At 52.1% G+C, this 19,201-nt stretch carries 15 protein-coding genes; all 15 read right to left on the minus strand.

The window, feature by feature from the left end; genetic code table 11:
* Window positions 1–70: 70 nt before the first annotated feature.
* Window positions 71–688, minus strand: a complete 618-nt coding sequence (locus FN001_RS09695; RefSeq protein WP_142411674.1) for a flavodoxin family protein — start codon at window positions 686–688, stop codon at window positions 71–73.
* A gap of 455 nt (window positions 689–1,143) precedes the next feature.
* Entirely contained in the window at window positions 1,144–5,823 is a 4,680-nt protein-coding gene (locus FN001_RS09700; RefSeq protein ID WP_142411675.1) for a PolC-type DNA polymerase III, read from the minus strand.
* Window positions 5,824–5,825: 2 nt separating this feature from the next.
* The gene (gene ispG, locus FN001_RS09705) at window positions 5,826–6,890 is read right to left on the minus strand and encodes a flavodoxin-dependent (E)-4-hydroxy-3-methylbut-2-enyl-diphosphate synthase (protein WP_142411676.1); all 1,065 of its coding nucleotides are present in this window, start codon (window positions 6,888–6,890) and stop codon (window positions 5,826–5,828) included.
* 24 nt (window positions 6,891–6,914) lie between these two features.
* Entirely contained in the window at window positions 6,915–8,000 is a 1,086-nt protein-coding gene (locus FN001_RS09710; RefSeq protein ID WP_118322073.1) for a M50 family metallopeptidase, read from the minus strand.
* 159 nt (window positions 8,001–8,159) lie between these two features.
* Window positions 8,160–9,320, minus strand: a complete 1,161-nt coding sequence (locus FN001_RS09715; protein ID WP_118650562.1) for a 1-deoxy-D-xylulose-5-phosphate reductoisomerase — start codon at window positions 9,318–9,320, stop codon at window positions 8,160–8,162.
* Window positions 9,321–9,394: 74 nt separating this feature from the next.
* Window positions 9,395–10,198, minus strand: a complete 804-nt coding sequence (locus tag FN001_RS09720; RefSeq protein ID WP_142411677.1) for a phosphatidate cytidylyltransferase — start codon at window positions 10,196–10,198, stop codon at window positions 9,395–9,397.
* Window positions 10,199–10,209: 11 nt separating this feature from the next.
* The gene (uppS, locus tag FN001_RS09725; RefSeq protein WP_142411678.1) at window positions 10,210–10,938 is read right to left on the minus strand and encodes an undecaprenyl pyrophosphate synthase; all 729 of its coding nucleotides are present in this window, start codon (window positions 10,936–10,938) and stop codon (window positions 10,210–10,212) included.
* Window positions 10,939–11,085: 147 nt separating this feature from the next.
* Window positions 11,086–11,640, minus strand: coding sequence for a ribosome recycling factor (gene frr / locus FN001_RS09730; RefSeq protein ID WP_118322076.1), 555 nt, complete (start codon window positions 11,638–11,640; stop codon window positions 11,086–11,088).
* A 15-nt stretch (window positions 11,641–11,655) separates the two neighbouring features.
* Window positions 11,656–12,357 (minus strand): UMP kinase, encoded by a 702-nt coding sequence (gene pyrH / locus FN001_RS09735; protein WP_118298446.1) that lies wholly within the window; start codon window positions 12,355–12,357, stop codon window positions 11,656–11,658.
* A 145-nt stretch (window positions 12,358–12,502) separates the two neighbouring features.
* Window positions 12,503–12,856 carry a hypothetical protein gene (locus FN001_RS09740; protein WP_118298487.1) on the minus strand — a complete coding sequence of 118 codons (354 nt, stop codon included), beginning with the start codon at window positions 12,854–12,856 and terminating at the stop codon, window positions 12,503–12,505.
* 284 nt (window positions 12,857–13,140) lie between these two features.
* Entirely contained in the window at window positions 13,141–15,246 is a 2,106-nt protein-coding gene (locus tag FN001_RS09745) for a heavy metal translocating P-type ATPase (protein WP_486463502.1), read from the minus strand.
* A 5-nt stretch (window positions 15,247–15,251) separates the two neighbouring features.
* Window positions 15,252–15,566: a DUF6110 family protein gene (locus FN001_RS09750; RefSeq protein ID WP_118298445.1), complete on the minus strand. Its 315-nt coding sequence runs from the start codon at window positions 15,564–15,566 to the stop codon at window positions 15,252–15,254.
* Between the two features lie 316 nt (window positions 15,567–15,882).
* Window positions 15,883–16,239: a Fur family transcriptional regulator gene (locus tag FN001_RS18730; RefSeq protein WP_118298444.1), complete on the minus strand. Its 357-nt coding sequence runs from the start codon at window positions 16,237–16,239 to the stop codon at window positions 15,883–15,885.
* 100 nt (window positions 16,240–16,339) lie between these two features.
* Window positions 16,340–16,708, minus strand: a complete 369-nt coding sequence (locus FN001_RS09760; protein WP_118298443.1) for a heavy-metal-associated domain-containing protein — start codon at window positions 16,706–16,708, stop codon at window positions 16,340–16,342.
* 519 nt (window positions 16,709–17,227) lie between these two features.
* On the minus strand, window positions 17,228–19,108 hold the full coding sequence (locus FN001_RS09765; RefSeq protein ID WP_142411679.1) for an LTA synthase family protein: 1,881 nt from the start codon (window positions 19,106–19,108) through the stop codon (window positions 17,228–17,230).
* Window positions 19,109–19,201 lie beyond the last annotated feature (93 nt).

Consider the following 19,201-nt stretch of genomic DNA (forward strand, 5'->3'; position numbering starts at 1 on the left):
CTGCCGCAACTGTATTACACGGAATTTTCAGTTCAGGAAATTCCCGCCGTGTACAGTAACCATCACTCAATTATCTGATAAAATGCGTCCGCACGACCGGCTCCTTCTCCGGAAGACCATATTTCTCTTTTCCGAGCTCAATACTCCTCATAAGAAATGTCATATTTCTCGCAAGAACACGCATCGTCTGCTTTCCTTCCTCGTCCTGCTCCGCCTCTCCCACTGCACGTCCGTGGATCGAATTCCAGTACTGGCTGGATGCGATCGGCATATTACTGATCGTAAAAAACTTGTTCAGCTCATCAAAAGTCGCCGAACATCCGCCGCGTCTCGCACAGACAACACTCGCTCCCACCTTCATCGTCTTATCAAACGACGTACTGTAAAATAACCGGTCCAGGACCGCGATCAACGTCGCATTCGCAGACGCATAATACACCGGACTCGCGACCACAAGCCCATCCGCCTCCTCAAACTTCGGCGCCAGCTCATTCACCACATCATCAAACACACACTTCCCGATCTCCGCACACCGGTTACAGGCCACACACCCTCTCACCGCCTGATTCCCGACCCGCACGATCTCCACGTCCACGCCTTCCTTCTCAAACACCTTCCTCATCTCATCCAGCGCGATCGACGTATTTCCATTCACTCTCGGACTTCCATTGATCATCAAAACCTTCATTCGTCAAAATCTCCTTTCAAAAACCTCATATCATCTATATTATCACAATACTTCATGATACCAAAGTGTATTTTTCACTCCCGCAACAATCCTCAAATAGCCACAAACAACCTAGCGATGCCGCGGGCGCCCACCGGGCCCCCGCGCATCGTCCCGCCCTCGCCAACACCCTCTCTCCCGTCTCAACCTTCCCTTAATCCCTTAATCCCTTCCTCCCTCACTCCCTCCAATACACAGCGCCGGGCGGGTTCCGGGCACGGACCGCCTTGATCACGGGAGCTGGCTTCCTCTTGGCTCGCGGAAGAATGCGTTGGAGTACATGGGACACTTGTCTGAGCGAAGCGAGTTGTGTCCCATGTACTCCGCCCTTAGCATTCTTTCGCAAGCCTAGAGGAACCCTCCCGGGATCCCCGAAGCGTCCGCGCCCGGAACCCGCCCGGCGCGTATCTTTCAATTTAAAAGTCAAACAACGACAACTGATTCGACTCCGGCAACCCCTTCAGGATCCCCAGCTCCTCCATCAGATCACAGATCGTCTTACTAACCTTCGTCCTGTTCCTGAAATCCTCCTTCGAAAGGAACTTCCCATCCTTCGCAGCCTCCTCGATCGAATCCGCCGCCTTCTCACCAAGCCCGTCAATACTATTGATCGAAGGCATCAGCTTATCCCCGATCACCTGGAAATGCCTTGCCTTCGCCCTATAAATATCGAGCGGCAAAAAATCAAACCCACGCGCATACATCTCCTGCACGATTCTCATATCCCTGAGCGTATCCTGCTCCTTCTTCGAGAGCGTATCCGCTCGCTTCTTATAATCCGCCAGATGATACTCCAGCTTCTCACGCCCGAGACACATGATCTCGTAAGAAAACGCACTCGCGCGAATGCTGAAAAACGCCGCATAATAAGCCAGCGGATAAAACACCTTGCAGTACGCGATACGCCATGCCATCATAACATACGCCGCCGCATGCGCCTTCGGGAACATGTACTTGATCTTCTTACAGGACCAGATATACCAGTCCGGCACCCCATGCTTCGTCATCTCCTCTTCCCACTCAGGTTTCAGTCCCTTACCCTTACGGACCGCCTCCATGATCGTAAACGCAAGACCTTCCTCAAGTCCCTGCTGGATCAGATAGATCATGATATCATCACGCGTACAGATCGCAGTCTGAATCGTCGCCTTGCCCTCCTGGATGAGCGTCTGGGCATTCCCCAGCCATACATCCGTACCATGGGCCAGACCCGCGATACGCACAAGGTCCGAAAAATACTTCGGCTTCGTGTCAATCAACATCTGCATCGCGAAATCCGTACCGAACTCCGGAACCCCGAGCGCGCCAAGCTTACAACCGCCGATATCCTCCGGCTTGATCCCCAGCGCATCCGTACTCTGGAACAGACTCATGACCTCCCGCGAATCCAGAGGGATATCCTTAACAGGATCAAGTCCCGTGAGGTCCTGCAGCATACGGATCATCGTCGGATCATCGTGCCCGAGAATATCAAGCTTTAACAGGTTGTGGTCGATCGAGTGGTAATCGAAATGCGTCGTGATCGTCTTCGTCGTCATATCGTTCGCCGGATGCTGGACCGGTGTGAACGAATAGATCATCTCGCCGAGTGGAAGAACAACGATACCGCCCGGATGCTGTCCCGTTGTCCGTCGGACGCCGACACAGCCCTGAACGATCCGGTTGATCTCACAGTTTCTCTTCCGCTCTCCATGCTCCTCAAAATAGTTCTTCACATAACCGTACGCCGTCTTGTCCGCCAGCGTACCGATCGTCCCCGCGCGGAACGTCTGGCCTTTACCGAAAATAACCTCCGTGTAGTCATGCGCACGGCTCTGGTACTCACCGGAGAAGTTTAAGTCGATATCCGGCTCCTTATCTCCCTTGAATCCCAGGAATGTCTCGAACGGGATGTCAAACCCGTCCTTCACCATCGGATGTCCGCAGACCGGGCACACCTTATCAGGCATATCACATCCCGCCATTCCGGCATACTTCTTCACCTCGTCCGAGTCAAAATCATAATAATGACAGTTCGGGCACGAATAATGCGGACTTAACGGATTTACCTCCGTGATACCGGACATCGTCGCGACAAAGGATGAACCGACCGATCCTCGGGAACCGACCAGATATCCGTCCTCATTCGACTTCCACACGAGCTTCTGCGCGATGATATACATAACCGCGAATCCGTTGGAAATGATGGAGTGCAGCTCTCTTTCCAGACGGTCCACAACGATCTTCGGAAGATTCTCGCCATACATCTCGTGTGCACGGTTGTAACAGATATTTCGCAGCGTCTCATCCGACTTTTCGATGACAGGCGGACACTTATCCGGGCGCACCGGCGCGATCGGCTCACACATATCGGCGATCATCCTGGTGTTCGTGACAACGACCTCGTAGCACTTGTCGCTGCCCAGATATTCGAACTCTGAGAGCATCTCCTCCGTCGTCCGCAGGAACAGCGGCGCCTGCTCGTCCGCATCCTTAAAGCCCATTCCGGCCATCAGGATCTTCCGGTAGATCGCGTCGTCCGGGTCCATGAAATGCACATCACAGGTCGCGCAGACCGGCTTGTTGAACTGCTCGCCGAGGGAGACGATCTTCCGGTTGATGTCCATGAGGTCATCCACCGTCTTCACCGTGCTCTTCTCGTCCCGCAGCATGAACATGTCGTTTCCGAGCGGCTGGATCTCCAGATAGTCGTAGAATTTTACGATCTTCGCAAGCTCCGCATCCGGAACCCCGCGGAGGATCGCCTGGTAAAGCTCTCCCGCCTCACAGGCCGAGCCGATGATCAGACCTTCCCGGTACTCATTCAGCACACTCTTCGGGATCCTCGGTCTTCTCGAGAAATACTTCAGGTGCGACCATGACACGAGGCGGTACAAATTCACGCGTCCCAGATCATTCTTTGCGATGATGATGACATGGTACGTCGGCATCTTCATGATCGTCTCGTCACTCACATGACTGAACTCCTCGAGCTGGTCGAGCGTCGTCATATCGTGCTGTTTTTTCAGCATTTCCACGAATTTCAGGAAAATTCCGGCAGTTGCCTCCGCATCATCGACCGCGCGATGATGATTTTCCAGAGAGACGCCGAGCGCCTTCGCCACCGTGTCAAGCTTAAATCGATTCAGGTTCGGGAGGAGCGCTCTTGCAAGCGTCACCGTATCGAGGACCGTCGGATCAAACGGCAGTCCCAGAAGTCCCGCATTGTGGGAGATAAAGCTCACATCGAAGGACGCGTTGTGCGCCACTAACGCCGCATCCCCGACAAACTCCAGGAATCTCGGCAGGACCTTGTCCACCGTGTCCGCGCCCATGACCATCGCGTCGTTGATCCCGGTCAGGCGCTCGATGTCAAACGGGATCGGGACCTCCGGATTTACAAACTCATCCATCCGGTCAATGATCTCCCCGTTTCTCACCTTCACGGCGCCGATCTCGATGATCTTATTCTTTGTCGGGGAAAATCCTGTGGTCTCGATATCGAATACGACATACTCGCCGTCAAGACTCTGGTTCCTGGAATTGACAACCATCTCCTTCATGTCGTCGACGAGGTACCCCTCAACTCCATAGAGGACTTTGAAGGTATCCCCCTTGTCGAGCGCATGGTTCGCGTCCGGGAACGCCTGGACGCAGCCGTGGTCCGTGACCGCGAGTGCCGGCATCCCCCACTTCTTGGCACGCTTTACGAGGTCTTTCACCTCGGAGACACCGTCCATGTCGCTCATCTTCGTGTGACAGTGGAGCTCCACACGCTTCACCGGGGCATTATCCACACGCTTGGACGTGAAGTCCTCGCTCTTTTTGATGCCGACGATGGAACCGATCGTGAGCTCACCGTCGAACTTGTCGATCGTCGTGATGCCCTTGATCTTGATGAAGTTTCCTTCCTTGATCGCCGCTGTCGCATCTTCCTCCTGGCCTTCCCTGAGGAACATTTTGACCGTGATGCTGTCCGTAAAGTCCGTGATATCGAAGATCATGAGCTTGTTTCCGCTCCGGAGCTCCCTCTTCTCCGCGCGGATCACCTTGCCGCGGATTACAACCTCGCCGATCTCACCGTCAATATCGTGAATATCTACCGCATCGCCTTCAAAATCGCGCCCAAACAGAACATCCGGATTCTCCGATTTCCGGTACGGGATCCTTCCGTCGGAACCTTTCCGGAAGCCGCCGGAAAAACCGCCTTTTCCCTTCTCGCCGAAAGTCTTCTTTGTAAAACCGCCGCCGTTCTGTCCACCACCGGCAGACTTTCCGTTCTGGTTTCCGCCGGGCTTTCCTGCCGCATCCGTCTTCTGCTTCGATGCTCCGGAACCAGACGCCGTTTTTTCTCCGGGGGCTTTTTTACCGCCGTCCGCCGCGCCGGACCGTCCTGCGAATCCGGAATTTCCAGCGCTCTGTGCTGTGATCCCGGCCCCCGCGTCTCCATTGCCGTCTCCGAACGTTCCGCTGAATCCGCCGTTCGCCGGACCTTCGTCCCACGGCGCACTTTCCACGGTGCCTTCCAGGTAATTCTCCTCATTCCGGGTTCCCATGATGAGCTCTCCGCCCGGCTTCATGAACACCGGCTGGTCCATCGGGTCCTTCTTCTCCGCTTCTTTATATAAAAACTCCACTTCCGCCGCAAGTCCGCAGCGCTCCGTAAAGATCTTCTCGAGGACACGCCCGACTTCCTTCGACCGCTCCCTGTAGATCAGGTTGTCCTCGATCGTCATAACCATCTTGTCGTCGGTCACAAATTTTGTGTCCGCCCGGCGGAGAATGTTGTACTCGATCATGCCGTAATTCTTAAGCTCCATGAGGATGCTGTCCCGGTAGACATCGTAGAGCTTCTCCGGGGTATACTGTGCCGACAGACGATACTTCTCAAGGATCTTGATCGTGATCGGTCTTCCCGGAAACAGCTGCTTCGCGATCCCGTCTTCCAGGGCATAAATGTTCTTTTTATGAATGAGTCTGGGACTTCTGATATAAACACGAATAGAGCTTCTGTCCTTTGTCATGGTGACCTTTTCCACCACGACAAGTTTCAAAAGCTCTTTCAGTTCATCCGCAATATGAAGCCCCGGGAAAACTTCAAGGAATGGTTTTTCCATACTTATTTCTGCATCTCCTGCATCTTCAAAAGTTCTTCCCGCAGAACGGAAAGAAGCTCATTTTCCGGTACCTTCTTGATGATCTCTCCCTTTTTGATCAGGAGACCTTCGCCGATCCCTCCGGCGATCCCGATATCCGCGCTTCTCGCCTCGCCCGGACCATTGACCACGCAGCCCATAACGGCAACTTTCACGTCAAGATCCATGCCGGATACCATATTTTCGACCTGGTTTGCGAGGTGGATCAGATCGATCTGGGTTCTTCCGCAGGTCGGACAGGAAACAACTTCCACGCCGCCTTTTCTGAGTCCCAGAGTCCTCAGGATCAGCTTTGCACTCTTTACTTCCTCCACCGGATCACCGGTCAGGGAGACACGGATCGTATCGCCGATCCCCTCATGGAGAATAATTCCAAGTCCTACGGAGGACTTGATATTGCCGGAAAGCAACGTTCCGGACTCCGTGATCCCGACATGGAGCGGATAATCCGTCTTTTTCGCAATGAGTTCATGCGCTGCCACGCACATCAAAACGTCGGAGGACTTGATGCTGATCACGATATTATCGTAGCCGAGCTCCTCGACAACGGCAACCTCCTTCAACGCGCTCTCAACGAGCGCCTCCGCGGTCACGCCGCCGTATTTCTCCAGAAGATCTTTTTCCAGGGAACCGCTGTTCACGCCCACACGGATCGGGATCCCGTACTCCTTCGCCTTATCCACGACAGCTTTTACGCGCTCCCGCGCCCCGATATTGCCCGGGTTGATCCGGATCTTATCCGCTCCGCTCTCGATCGCAGCGATGGCAAGGCGGTAATCAAAGTGGATATCTGCGACGAGCGGGATATGGATCTGTTTCTTGATCTCGCGGATCGCAGCCGCAGCCTCCATCGTCGGGACTGCCACGCGGATGATATCGCATCCGGCTTCCTCGAGGCGGTGAATCTGCTCCACCGTTGCCGAGACGTTCTCTGTCTTCGTGTTGCACATGGACTGGATCAGGACAGGATTTCCCCCTCCGATCTTTCTGTCCCCTATCTGAATTACTCTTGTATGATCTCTAAACATACATTTCTCTCCCAATTTCAAAAACTATAAAATGATCCTCAGATCATTAAAGATGACAAATACCATAAATGTCATGAGAAGCGCCATCCCGGCCATATTGACTGCGCCCTCGACTCTCTGGCTCACCGGATGTCTCGTCACGAGCTCCCAAAGCAGGAACACCAGCCGCCCGCCGTCAAGCGCCGGAAACGGGAGCAGGTTCATGACTCCGAGGTTTGCCGAGAACATGACCATGAGATTTAAGAGGTTCATCACAACCGTCACAAAGCCGTACTGCGTATTCTCCTCCACCGTCTGGTCGATGATCGTGACGATCCGCACAGGACCGGCGATATCGTTGGTCGAAACCTTTCCGCCGGCGATCATCTTTAAGCTGTCGATCACCGTGAGGATCCAGTAGCGCACCTCGTAGGCGCTGTACTGGAGAAGCTGAAGCGGGGATTCCGCCGCACTCCGGTATCCGCGCAGGATCACGCCGAGATAATATCTCCCATCTTTAAGCTCCGGCTGGATCACCGTATGTCCCGTCGTCCAGGAGGCAGAGCTCTCATCGTACCGTTGATATTCCACCTGCACCGAATCCTGTCCCGAATACATGAGGTACATGGAGATCTCTCTTGACAGATGGATCTTTCTGCCGTCAAGCTTCGTGATCACATCGCCTTCCTGAAGTCCTGCTGTCTGTGCAGGCATTCCCTCGGAAGTTCCCGCAAGGACCGGAAGATCGATCCCCGCCCAGGATAAGATCACAAACGAGAACACAAAAGCCAGAATAAAATTAAAAATCGGTCCGGCCGCGATCACCGCCATTTTCGCAAGCGGTCCTTTATCGAAAAAGGAAACTCCCTTCACATCCGGAATTTCTTCCTTTTCATCCTCATCTTCCCCGAATTCTCCCAGCATGGCGCAGGATCCGCCGAGCGGCAAAAGTTTTAATGAGTACCGGATCCCGGTCTTTTTGCTCACCCAGGAGAGAAGTCTCGGCCCAAAACCCACCGAAAACTCCACAACAGCGACCCCGTTTAACCTCGCCAGGAGATAATGTCCAAACTCATGGAACAGGATGATACCGCCAAGGACCACCACCGCTGCCAGATAACCAAGGTTCAACTTTATTGTTCACCTGCTTTCTATTATTCGTTAGAATCCCCGTAACTGTTCAGTACCTTCACAGTTACGCGCAAAATTCCATTCCAAATCGGCTACGCCGATAGGATTTTTGCCTTCAAACCAATGTTTTCTTACGGTCAGCGCAGTAAATGCGCAGACCTACTGAATAGTTACGAATCCCCACTGTTTTTTCAGGAATTCATACGTCTCCGCTTCCGCCTCGAGCACTTCGTCCAGGGACGGGTGAGCGATCTTTTTATGATGCTCCATCGCCGCCTCGATCATATCCGTGATCTCAAGGTATCCGATCTTCTTCGCGAGGAATTTTGCGACCGCGAACTCATTCGCCGCGTTGAAGACGACCGGAACGGATCCGCCCGCTTTTCCTGCATCTCTCGCGAGCGCCAGGCCGCGGAAATTCTCATAATCCGGCTTGTCGAAGACGATCTCCTTCATTGTCCAGAAATCCAGACGGTCTCCCTTCATCGGTCTGCGCTCCGGGTAATAGAGTGCATACTGGATCGGAAGCTTCATGTCCGGCGTGCCGAGCTGCGCCATCACCGCGCCGTCCTCAAACTGCACCATCGAATGGATCACGCTCTTCGGCTGCACAACAACCTGGACATCGTCCATTCCGACGTCAAAGAGCCATTTTGCCTCCATGACCTCGAGTCCTTTGTTGACCATCGTGGAGCTGTCGATCGTGATCTTCGCACCCATGGACCAGTTCGGATGCTTTAAGGCGTCCTCAACCTGTACATCTTTCATCTGTTCTCTCGTCCAGCCGCGGAATGGACCGCCGGATGCTGTCAGGAGGATCTTTTCAATCTTATTCCCGTGTTCCCCGTTTAAGCACTGGAAGATCGCGCTGTGTTCGCTGTCCACCGGGAGAAGACGGACTTTCTTCTCCTTTACGAGCGGGATGATCAGATGTCCCGCCGTCACGAGCGTCTCCTTGTTTGCCAGTGCAATATCCTTTCCGGCTTCGATGGCCGCCATTGTCGGTCGGATACCGATCATGCCTACCACCGCTGTCACGAGGATCTCATAGCCCTCCATGACTGCGATCTCTAAAAGTCCTTCCATGCCGGAGACGATCTTCGTATCTGTATCTGCCACACGGACAGCCAGTTCTTTCGCCTTCTCCTCATCCCAGACGCCGCAGATCTTCGGGGAAAATTCCCGGATCTGGCTCTCCAGCGCCTGAATATTTCTGCCCGCCGCGATCCCGACAACTTCAATATCGCCATTCGCACGGACTACATCAAGCGTCTGGGTCCCGATCGATCCCGTAGAACCCAGAATAGCAATTCTTTTCATAATTAAAACCCTTTCGTTTTCCGCAGGCGGCGGTCTTCTGTCTCTCGCGCCGGACTGCCGGTCTCATCCTTTTCCTAGCGGATCCCCATGAATGTGATCGCAAAATAGATCGCCGGGGCCGTAAAGATCATACTGTCAAACCGGTCCAGGATCCCTCCATGACCCGGGATCAGATTTCCGTAATCCTTGATATCATGGTTTCTCTTGATAGCGGATGCCGCCAGATCTCCCACCATGGAGATCACTGCTGCGATCGCACAGGCAGCCGCTGAGATCACACCCGGGTTCGTCACCTGGATCATATTGTTCTTAAAGAAGGTTCCGTAGAGGAAACCCAGCACTGCTGCGCCGACGATACCGCCGACCGCGCCTTCCACCGTCTTTTTCGGGCTCAGTTTCGGCGTCATTTTATGTTTTCCGAAAAGCTTTCCCGCACAGTAGGCAAAGGTATCACAGCCCCAGGAACTTAAAAGGATCAGCCAGACAAGGTATTTTCCGTCCGGCATCTCCCGCACCTGATAGAGATAGGAAAACATGATCCCGACATAAAAGATCCCGAAAAATGCGACCGTGATCTGCTCCGTCCCGTATTTCGGGAACGTCACCACGTAGATCGTCATTAAGATCATGAGGGAAACGATCGCGAGGAACGTCACATACTGCTCTCTGCTTCCCATGATCCAGTAATAGGCCACGACAGCCGCATAGCCCACATAGCCCGGCGCTGACTTTTCGATCTTCATGACCCGGTAAAGCTCATAAAGTCCGATCAAAGAGATCGCCAGGGAGCCAAAATAGAGGACCGTGCTGCCCTCAACAAGCAGAAACGCCGCGATGATCACAAGGACGATTCCGCTGATCAGTCTGGTCGTAAACATAAGATCACCTCTTACTCTGTTTTTACCGCCGTAACTCCTCCGAACCGGCGTTCTCTCTTATTATACTGGCGGATCGCATTCAATAATTCTTCCTTATTGAAGTCCGGCCACAGGCATTCGGTCACGTAGAGTTCTGAGTACGCGAGCTGCCATAACAGATAGTTGGAAAGGCGGAGTTCCCCGCTCGTGCGGATCATGAGATCCGGATCCGGGATCCCCGCGGTGTCGAGATAGGAGGCGAAGACCTGCTCCGTCATCTCCTCCGGCGCGATCTTTCCGTCCTTACAGTCCGCCATGATCTTTCTCACGGCTCTCGTGATCTCGTCACGGCTTCCATAGTTTACGGCGATCACGAAGGTCATTCCTGTATTCTCTTTCGTCTTTTCTTCCAGACCGTTGATCGCCTCGACGATATCCGGTGCAAACCGGTTTCTCTCGCCGATCATGCGAACCCGGATGTTATTCTTTTCCGCCATCGCGAGAAGTCTCTTCGCATAGAAGCGGAACAGCTGCATCAACGCACCGACTTCCTCCTCCGGGCGCTTCCAGTTTTCCGTGGAAAATCCATATACGGTCAGATACCGGATTCCAAGCCGTGCTGCGTCCTTAACGACCTGCTCCAGTGTCTCACAGCCTTTTTTATGTCCAAGCTGTCTCGGAAGTCCGCGCTTCTTCGCCCATCTTCCGTTTCCATCCAGGATCAGCGCCACATGGGCGGGGATCTTTAAATTCTCTTCCATGATATTTGTTCTCCCTTTTATAACCAATGTAAAAACAAGGGACAGGAAATCTTCCCCTGTCCCCGTCTGTCATGTACCGTCATCCTGAACGATTTGGGATCTTCCATCTGGAAATTTCCCTCTGCTCAGGAATCAGGCTGTTCGTTTTTATACGGTAAGAACTTCCTTCGTCTTGTTCTCCACGGCCTTATCGATCTTGTCGATCGCCTTGTCTGTCAGCTTCTGTACCTTCTCGGTAAGATCCTTTAAATCGTCCTCAGAGATCTCATCGTTCTTTTCCATCTTTTTGAACGCTTCGTTCGCATCGCGGCGGATGTTGCGGATCGCAACCTTCGCTCCGTCACCTTTCTTCTTTACGTCCTTTGCGAGTTCTTTACGTCTGTCCTCTGTGAGCTCCGGGAATACAAGGCGGATCACTGTTCCGTCGTTGCTCGGGTTGATTCCAAGCTCGGAAGTCTGGATCGCTTTCTCGATCGGACGGATCAGGCTCTTCTCCCACGGCTGGATCAGGATCATTCTCGCTTCCGGAACGGAGATATTTCCGACCTGCTGGATCGGAGTCGGAGTTCCGTAGTAATCTACTTTGATCTTGTCAAGTACATGCGGGTTTGCACGTCCTGCGCGGATGGATGCGTACTCGTTTAAGAGGGCATCGATGGATTTTTCCATTTTCTCTTCATATACTTTTAATTCTTCGCTCATGGTTTCCTCCTGTTATCAGACGGTAACGATCGTACCGTTAATTTTTCCCTGCATGGCGTTCGCGATTCCATCCTTTTCGTTTAAGGAGAATACCGCCATCGGCATTTTGTGTTCCATACACATAATGGAAGCAGTCAGGTCAACGACTCCGAGCTGCTTGTCGATCACTTCCTGGATCGAGATCTCGTCATACTTTTTCGCATTCGGATTTACCTTCGGATCACTGTCGTATACGCCGTCGATGGACTTTGCGAGGAGAATGCAGTCCGCATCCATCTCGATTGCCATCAGAGTGATCGTTGTGTCGGTAGAGAAATACGGCTGTCCGATCCCGCCGGCAAAAAATACGACCATTCCGTGCTCAAAATACTTGTTCGCACGGTCCTTGGAGAACAGTTTTGTCATATTTCCGCACTCGAACGGGGTGAGGATCTGTGTCTTCATTCCCGCATTGCGGAAGATCTCGGATACATAAATACAGTTCATCACAGTCGCGAGCATTCCGATCTGATCCGCCTTCGGACGGTCGATCGCGTCACTCGTGCGTCCGCGCCAGAAATTTCCGCCGCCGATCACGATCCCGACCTGTACACCGGCATCTACAGACGCCTTGACCTGTCTTGCGACTTCCTTCACCGTATCTTCGTCAAAGCCAGTTTTTTTCGGACCTGCAAGGGCCTCTCCGCTGAGCTTTAAAAAAACTCTTCTGTTTTTCATCTTCTCTGCACTCCTCGTAAATCTTCTGTGACTTTTTCGTTCCAGACGCCACAGCTCTCTTTTTTCCTTCCCGCCAGGCAGCCCCCAGCCGCCCCGCGGACTTAGAATAAGTATATCACACTTTTACCTGTTTGCCAACGCTTCGTTATCTTTTCTTATCTTCCCGGAAGCTCTTGAGGACCAGCGTCGTCGGATACCGGTATGCGTAGGTGCAGCTCTTCATGAGCTCCACTTCCTCCGGATTTCTGCAGACACTTAAGATCATGTTCTCTTCCTCGGAGGTCAGATATGCCTCTCCGTTTCCGTCGCGATCCTTGATATCTTTGTAGATCCGGTATTTCTTATAGAAATCCGGGCAGGATCCCTGCCGCATCTTTACCGGCTCCGGAACGATATTGACCCGGTACTGATCCGACATTCTTGCCAGAATGTTGTGGATCCTTTCACAGTATTCCCTCGAGACGAGTCTCGGTGAAGGAATACAGATCATATAGTTCATATTTGTGCCTTCCTTTGTCATTTTTAAGAAGCAAATGGCAGACTTCTGCCACATGCCTGCATTAGTATAGCATGAAATCCGCCGCTTGTGAACCACTAAATCGAACACAGCCGGACTCCTGACAGGCGCGGCACAACAAGTGAAAACACGCTTCGCGAGTTTCCCCTTGTTATCGCGACAGTCGCCAAGGTCTCGCGCAAGCGCGGACTTTGGCTCGTTGTTCGCGTAAAAAATACCCGCAGCCGGATGTTTCCGGCCGCGGGCAGATCGGTCATTCTTATAGTTTAATGTTTTTTCTCCTCATCCTTCAGGAGATTCGTCATGCTGTGCATGCTGATGCACAGAGTTGACGTATTGTGGAGCAGGGCGGATGTCGCCGGAGCGAGTACCCCCATCACTCCCAGGATGATGAGACCGAAGTTAAAGCTGATGACAAAGCGGTAATTTCTGTGGACACGCTGCATCAGCGCATTGCTGATCGCTTTTAAGGTCACAAGCTGGAACATCGCATCCTCAGAGATCGTGATATCCGCGATCTCTCGCGCTATCTCAGCGCCCTCACTGATCGCGATGCCGACGCTGGCTGCGGAAAGAGCCGGGGAATCGTTGATGCCATCGCCGACCATGATGACCTTGTGGCCTGCGTTCTTCTCCGCCTCCACAAAGTTTGCCTTATCTTCCGGGAGAACCTCTGAGTGGTATTCATCCACACCGACTCTCGCAGCGATCGCACGCGCTGTTCTCTCGCTGTCGCCTGTCATCATGACGATCTTTTTGATTCCGAGTTTCCGGAGTTCTTTCATGACCTCCGGAGCTTCCGGACGGAGCGGATCCTCGATGCAGATCACAGCCGCCAGTCTTCCCGCGATCGCGAGATACAGGTGGGAGTACTCTGCCGGGAGTGCCTCAAACTTCTCTTCCTCGCCCTCCGGGATCACGCACTTCTCATCCTCAAATACGAAGTGGTAGCTTCCGATCAGGACCTTATCCTCTCCGATATGGGAGGCAATTCCATGGGCCACGATATAGTCGACTTTGGAATGCATCTCCTCATGGACGAGTCCTTTTTCTTTGGATGCCGCAACAACCGCGTTCGCCATGGAGTGTGGGAAATGCTCTTCCAGGCAGGCAGCGATCCGGAGCATCTCATCCTGATCGCGTCCCTCAAAGGTGACAACATCGGCAACGACCGGCTGTGCCTTTGTGAGTGTGCCGGTCTTATCAAAGACGATCGTGTCCGCCTCTGCAACGGCTTCCATGAAGGAACCGCCTTTGACGGTCATCTTGTAGCTGCTCGCCTCTCTCATCGCGGAGAGAACGGAAAGCGGCATCGCAAGCTTTAACGCGCAGGAGAAATCGACCATAAGGATCGAAATCGCCTTCGTCACGTTTCTTGTGAGAAGGTAGGTCACGATCGTGCCGCCGAGACTCCACGGAACGAGAGCGTCCGCAAGACCGGATGCCTTCGTCTCAAGGGAAGATTTCAGTTTTTCTGAATCCTCGATCATCTTGACGATGCGCTCAAATCTTGTAGATCCGGCTGCCTTCTTGACACGGACAACGATATTTCCTTCCTCGACCGCAGTTCCTGCATAGACGTACATGCCGTTCTCTTTGCGGACCGGTTCGGACTCGCCGGTCATGGACGCCTGGTTTACCATCGCCTCGCCGGACTCAACGACGCCGTCAAGCGGGATCACGCTGCCGACATGGATGGAAACGAGATCTCCTTCCCTGATATCGGAGATCGGGACAAGGACTTCCGCATCTCCTGTCTTCTGCCATACCTTCTCGATATTTAAGGACATGCTGCCAGCAAGATCGCTGACGGACTTCTTGTGGGTCCAGTCTTCAAGAAGCTCACCGATCCCGAGAAGGAACATGACGGATCCTGCCGTGTTGAAATCGCTTCTCAACATGGAAACCGTGATCGCGGTCGCATCGAGGACCTCGACTTCCAGTTTTCTTCCTGCAAGCTTTCTGACTCCTTTGATGATATACGGAACAGACTGGATCGCAGTCCATACCGCGCGGATCGGAGCCGGAAGGAAGATCTTTGTGAAGCATCTTGTGAGACACTTAGTCACAAGCTTTTCCTGGAATTCCTGATTTAACGCTCTGGTTCCGGTTGTCGGCACGAGTTCATTTAATTTCTCATCGTCAAACGAGAATTTTAAGATCTCTGCAATGAGATCTTCCTTCGTGCCAGTATAACTGATCGCCGCATCTCCGATTCTCTCATATACCTTTGCTGCCGTTACCTGTGGAAGGGATGCGAGATAAAAGGAAAAGAGGTCCGCCTGTCTGATCGACAGGCGTCCTCTGGTGAGATGGATTCGGATACGGCCTCTGATTTCATGTTTTACCGTAAATCTGATTCCTGTTTTCATGATGATTATTCAGCGTCCTCTGTATTTTCTGCAGTCTCTGTGAGATCCTCTGCTGTCTCTTCTTCCTCACCGAACTCTTCTTCCGCACGGGCACGGTTGATCTCCTTTGCCTCTGCAAGAACATCCTCAGCGTTTGCCTGGATGTTGGAAGCAGTTGTCATCACGCACTCTTTTGCGCGGAGACCTGCTGCGAGACAGTTAATATATAATTTCTTTGCATCCTGGCTTCCAAGGACCTTGATACCTGCTGTTCCAAAGAGAACACCACTTGCGAATACAGCGACATTTTTTAATTTTAAGCATTTCTTTACATCTAACATTTTTAAATCCTCCTGTAAATAAAAAATAGAATCACTAGTTTATCTGTAACTGTAAAGATACGAAACAGTTACGGTCATCCCGGTCACTTATGTTTATAACCGGTATACATGACCATAGCAAAGCAGAAAACGGTTGCCCACGCCCAGAATTTATGGTGTTTCATCGGTCCTCACTTCCTTGCTTTCTTTTTTATACACAACGGGAAAAACCGGAAGGTCTTTCTGCGTTTCCAACATGGTAACACCACGCCTCCCGGTTAGTCAAATATAATGTCTTTAATTGAGAAACTTTGTCAATTTTTGACAATTATCTCTTTTATGACGCGCTGACGGAACAGCATTTTTCGTCGTCTTTTTCAGTCTTTCTGAGCCCGCTTTTTCCGTGAAATTCCGGTGCGATGATCTCGCTCTCCCCATCGACCTGTTCTCCCGATTCATCGGTAAAAACATACTGGTAAACACGCTTTAAAACGCCCATCTCCTCCAGCATCCGGATCGTCCGGTAGACAGTGGAAAGTCCCACAGTCGAATCCCTCTGCACAGCCTCATAGTAAACTTCCTTGCAGTCTGTCCAGTTCTGTTCCAGGATCACGTCAAGGATGACCATTCTCTGTTTTGTAATGCGTTTTCCAAGCCTCTGGAATTCATTCACGATGTCTTTTTTCTGCCACATCCGGCATCCCTCTCATTCCTGTAAAATCGTTGCTGCCTGTACACAACATATCCGGCAATCTGATCTTGCCGATACTTCGCATTCCGAATTTAAAAATTTCCTACGCCTGCTTCCATTCAATATCGCGGAGCACATATCCGGCTTTGCTCACGGTATCGCGGATCTCACGGTCCGTCATTTTTGTCTTCATCCGGACATCGGCTTCCTTCTTCTCGAGGTTTACCTCCGCCCAGTTGCCGTCCTTCTCGTTGAACGCATTCTCCACATGGAGCTTGCAGTGTTTGCATTTCATTCCATCGACGCCGACAACTGCATAGTACGGATAATCCGACGTATTTTTATCCTGCACCTTGATCTTTTTCTCCACGTCCTTCGATCCGCAGCAGCCGTAGACGAACTGGTGCATCGTCCCTTTCACTGCAAAGATCGCGACCACGATCAGTACAACGATAATAATTCCGTTTATCATTGATCACGCCTCCTTTTTATCGCAGCCATGCCATGACTTCACAACCGCAAAAACAGCACATTTCGGATTCCCTGTGGGGGTATCTTTATCGGCTGTTAGTTCCTACTAACAAAGATTAGCACTAACTAACCAAGTTGTCAATCCTATTTGAGAAATTTTTTGAACAAGTGAAAACACGCTTCGCGAGTTTCCCCTTGTTATCACGACAGTCGCCAAGGTCTCGCGCAAGCGCAGACTTTGGCTCGTTGTTCGCGTAAATTAAAAGAATATGCCTCAGTACATTTGGGCGTCTCGCGCGGTCGCTTGCGACAACCTTCATCTCGCGCGAGTGCGCATCTTAGGCGCACAGTGCCTTTTTGCTTACAGGAAGTTCCATCGGAATTTTCTGTAAGCAAAAAGGACAGCCCTCTTTCAGGCTGCCCTCTGTTTTATATTTGTCTCAGCAATTTAGAAAAATCTTATGAATTCATACTGACCAGAATGATACGCCAAGTCATACATGCATTCGGCATAAAGTTTTTACTGCGAAATCGAAAACATCTCATTTACGGTCTTCGGATCCAGGCTGTGGTTGTATACAAGGTTCTCGTACTCCATCAGCTGTTCCTTCCACTCGTACTCTCCGCTCTCCGCGTCCTCCCAGCCATGGTAAGTTCCGTCCGACTCCCAGATGCCGAGATGATGGATGATCGGGAGCTTTTCGGAAAGCTGCAGTAAAAACTCGTTGTACGGAGTCAGTGAGAGGTTCGCGCGCTTTAACACGTAGGAAGAAAGGTAGATCGCACCTAAGCGTCCCATATCCTCCGCAGGCTGGTCGTAGTTGGTCCAGATCACGAACGGAGTCTCGTACCAGCACATCTTCTGCTCGTTCGGGGCCTTCGCGCTCTCCACTCCCATCGCCTCGTCAAAGAACTCGTCCTCGATCCCTGGCTGGTGGTCGCCGAACATGACGATCATCGTCGGCTGGTCGCACTGGGAGAAATAATTTACGAGCCACTCAAATGCCTCATCCGATTTTTTCACAAGAGACAGGTACATATCCGCCTCCGGATACTTTCCTTCCATGTCCCCTGTAAGCCATACTTCCTGATCGAAGTTTGCGAACGGGATCGTATATCCGCCATGGTTCTGCATCGTCACATTGAAGAGGAATAACTTGTCATCAGGATTTGCCTTCTTTTCGACATAGTCCGTGATGAGTTTAAAATCGCTCAGATCGCTGATATAATTTCGGAGCTCATCCCGGCCCTCATAGGCGCTGATATCCATGAAATCGTCAAATCCCATGTTATTGTAGCAGATCCGGCGGTTCCAGTTCTCTGCCGGGTACGGGTGCATGGCGACAGCCGTGTATCCCTGGTCTTTCACCGTGCTGACCATGGAGCGGACGCCGGGATTTACATAGAACTGGTAAGCGATGCTGCCTCTCGGCATCAGGTACATGGAATCACCGATCAGGAACTCAAACTCAGAGTTGCTGGTCATCGCGCCGAACACCGGCATGCAGAGTTTTCCCTTTACGGTATTCTCCGTCAGACTGTTGAGGAACGGGAAATACTCTGTATTCGTCGTAAATTCCCCATCCACCGACAGGTCGGAAAGACTCTCGTTCATGATGCAGATGATGTTGGTCGGCTGGACCGCATCTCCCGCTTCCACCGCGGCCGCCGTCTCCTCGTTCTGCTCTTCTTCGCTTCCCACATATTTTTCATAGATCTCCTGGATCTTCGCCTGGGAATAGCCCTCCGGAGCTTTCTTTACCAGATATTTTAAGGATACCGCCGACGCCAGCACATAGCCGTTCTCCGCGTAGGAAGTCGTCGGGTCCCAGAGATTTACCTCCAGTCCCAGTTTCGGGACAAGGACCGTGTAGAAGCCGCCGATAAACACCGCGACCGCAGCAGCGGATCCGCCAAACACGGCAGCTCTTTTTTTCTTCCCCCTGATCCTCACCGGCACGAGCTGCGCCAGTACATTCCACATGATCAGGAGGATCCCGCAGATGATCATCATAAAGGTCGGTGTGTAGTTATAGCTCCCGGCCACCGTCATCGCGGTCTTCACCGCAAGGACATCACTCATCATGATCGGGCGGCTTCTGAAGGATACGACAAAGGCTTCCGCCAGAGAGATCACATAAAGGATCACGGAGGATACAGGGATGGAGATCCGGCTGCTTCCGGAGATTCCGAATACCAGAAGGTACAGCGCAAACATCCACACCATGTTCAGCACCGCATTTTTCGGCAGCACTGCGGCAAGATTTCCTGTCACTAGTTCAAACATGATGTAGGATAATACCGGCGACAAGAAGAATATCGCCGCGGCTCCCGCGCGCTCGAGCCCACTCCCTTCTTTTCTCTCGTATTCCTCTGTTGTTTCTTCTATCTTTTTGTTCATAATCTATTTCTCTTTCTGATTCTGTCTTCCGGAAACCATTCCGCCAAATGAATACTAAGATTTGCTGAACCGTTTCCTTCTCTCATTTCCAAA

The sequence above is a fragment of the Clostridium sp. Marseille-P7770 genome, from assembly GCF_902143525.1.
GTDB lineage: Bacteria > Bacillota > Clostridia > Lachnospirales > Lachnospiraceae > Pilosibacter.

Excerpts from the sequence above, each read along its gene's own strand:
- FN001_RS09700 (WP_142411675.1), bottom strand. The coding sequence starts at position 5,823 with ATGGAAAAACCATTCCTTGAAGTTTTCCCGGGGCTTCATATTGCGGAT.
- FN001_RS09760 (WP_118298443.1), bottom strand. The coding sequence starts at position 16,708 with ATGATAAACGGAATTATTATCGTTGTACTGATCGTGGTCGCGATCTTT.
- uppS (WP_142411678.1), bottom strand. The coding sequence starts at position 10,938 with ATGGAAGAGAATTTAAAGATCCCCGCCCATGTGGCGCTGATCCTGGAT.
- ispG (WP_142411676.1), bottom strand. The coding sequence starts at position 6,890 with ATGTTTAGAGATCATACAAGAGTAATTCAGATAGGGGACAGAAAGATC.
- FN001_RS09720 (WP_142411677.1), bottom strand. The coding sequence starts at position 10,198 with ATGTTTACGACCAGACTGATCAGCGGAATCGTCCTTGTGATCATCGCG.
- frr (WP_118322076.1), bottom strand. The coding sequence starts at position 11,640 with ATGAGCGAAGAATTAAAAGTATATGAAGAGAAAATGGAAAAATCCATC.
- pyrH (WP_118298446.1), bottom strand. The coding sequence starts at position 12,357 with ATGAAAAACAGAAGAGTTTTTTTAAAGCTCAGCGGAGAGGCCCTTGCA.
- FN001_RS09715 (WP_118650562.1), bottom strand. The coding sequence starts at position 9,320 with ATGAAAAGAATTGCTATTCTGGGTTCTACGGGATCGATCGGGACCCAG.
- FN001_RS09740 (WP_118298487.1), bottom strand. The coding sequence starts at position 12,856 with ATGAACTATATGATCTGTATTCCTTCACCGAGACTCGTCTCGAGGGAA.
- FN001_RS09750 (WP_118298445.1), bottom strand. The coding sequence starts at position 15,566 with ATGTTAGATGTAAAGAAATGCTTAAAATTAAAAAATGTCGCTGTATTC.
- FN001_RS09745 (WP_486463502.1), bottom strand. The coding sequence starts at position 15,246 with ATGAAAACAGGAATCAGATTTACGGTAAAACATGAAATCAGAGGCCGT.
- FN001_RS09765 (WP_142411679.1), bottom strand. The coding sequence starts at position 19,108 with ATGAACAAAAAGATAGAAGAAACAACAGAGGAATACGAGAGAAAAGAA.
- FN001_RS18730 (WP_118298444.1), bottom strand. The coding sequence starts at position 16,239 with ATGTGGCAGAAAAAAGACATCGTGAATGAATTCCAGAGGCTTGGAAAA.
- FN001_RS09695 (WP_142411674.1), bottom strand. The coding sequence starts at position 688 with ATGAAGGTTTTGATGATCAATGGAAGTCCGAGAGTGAATGGAAATACG.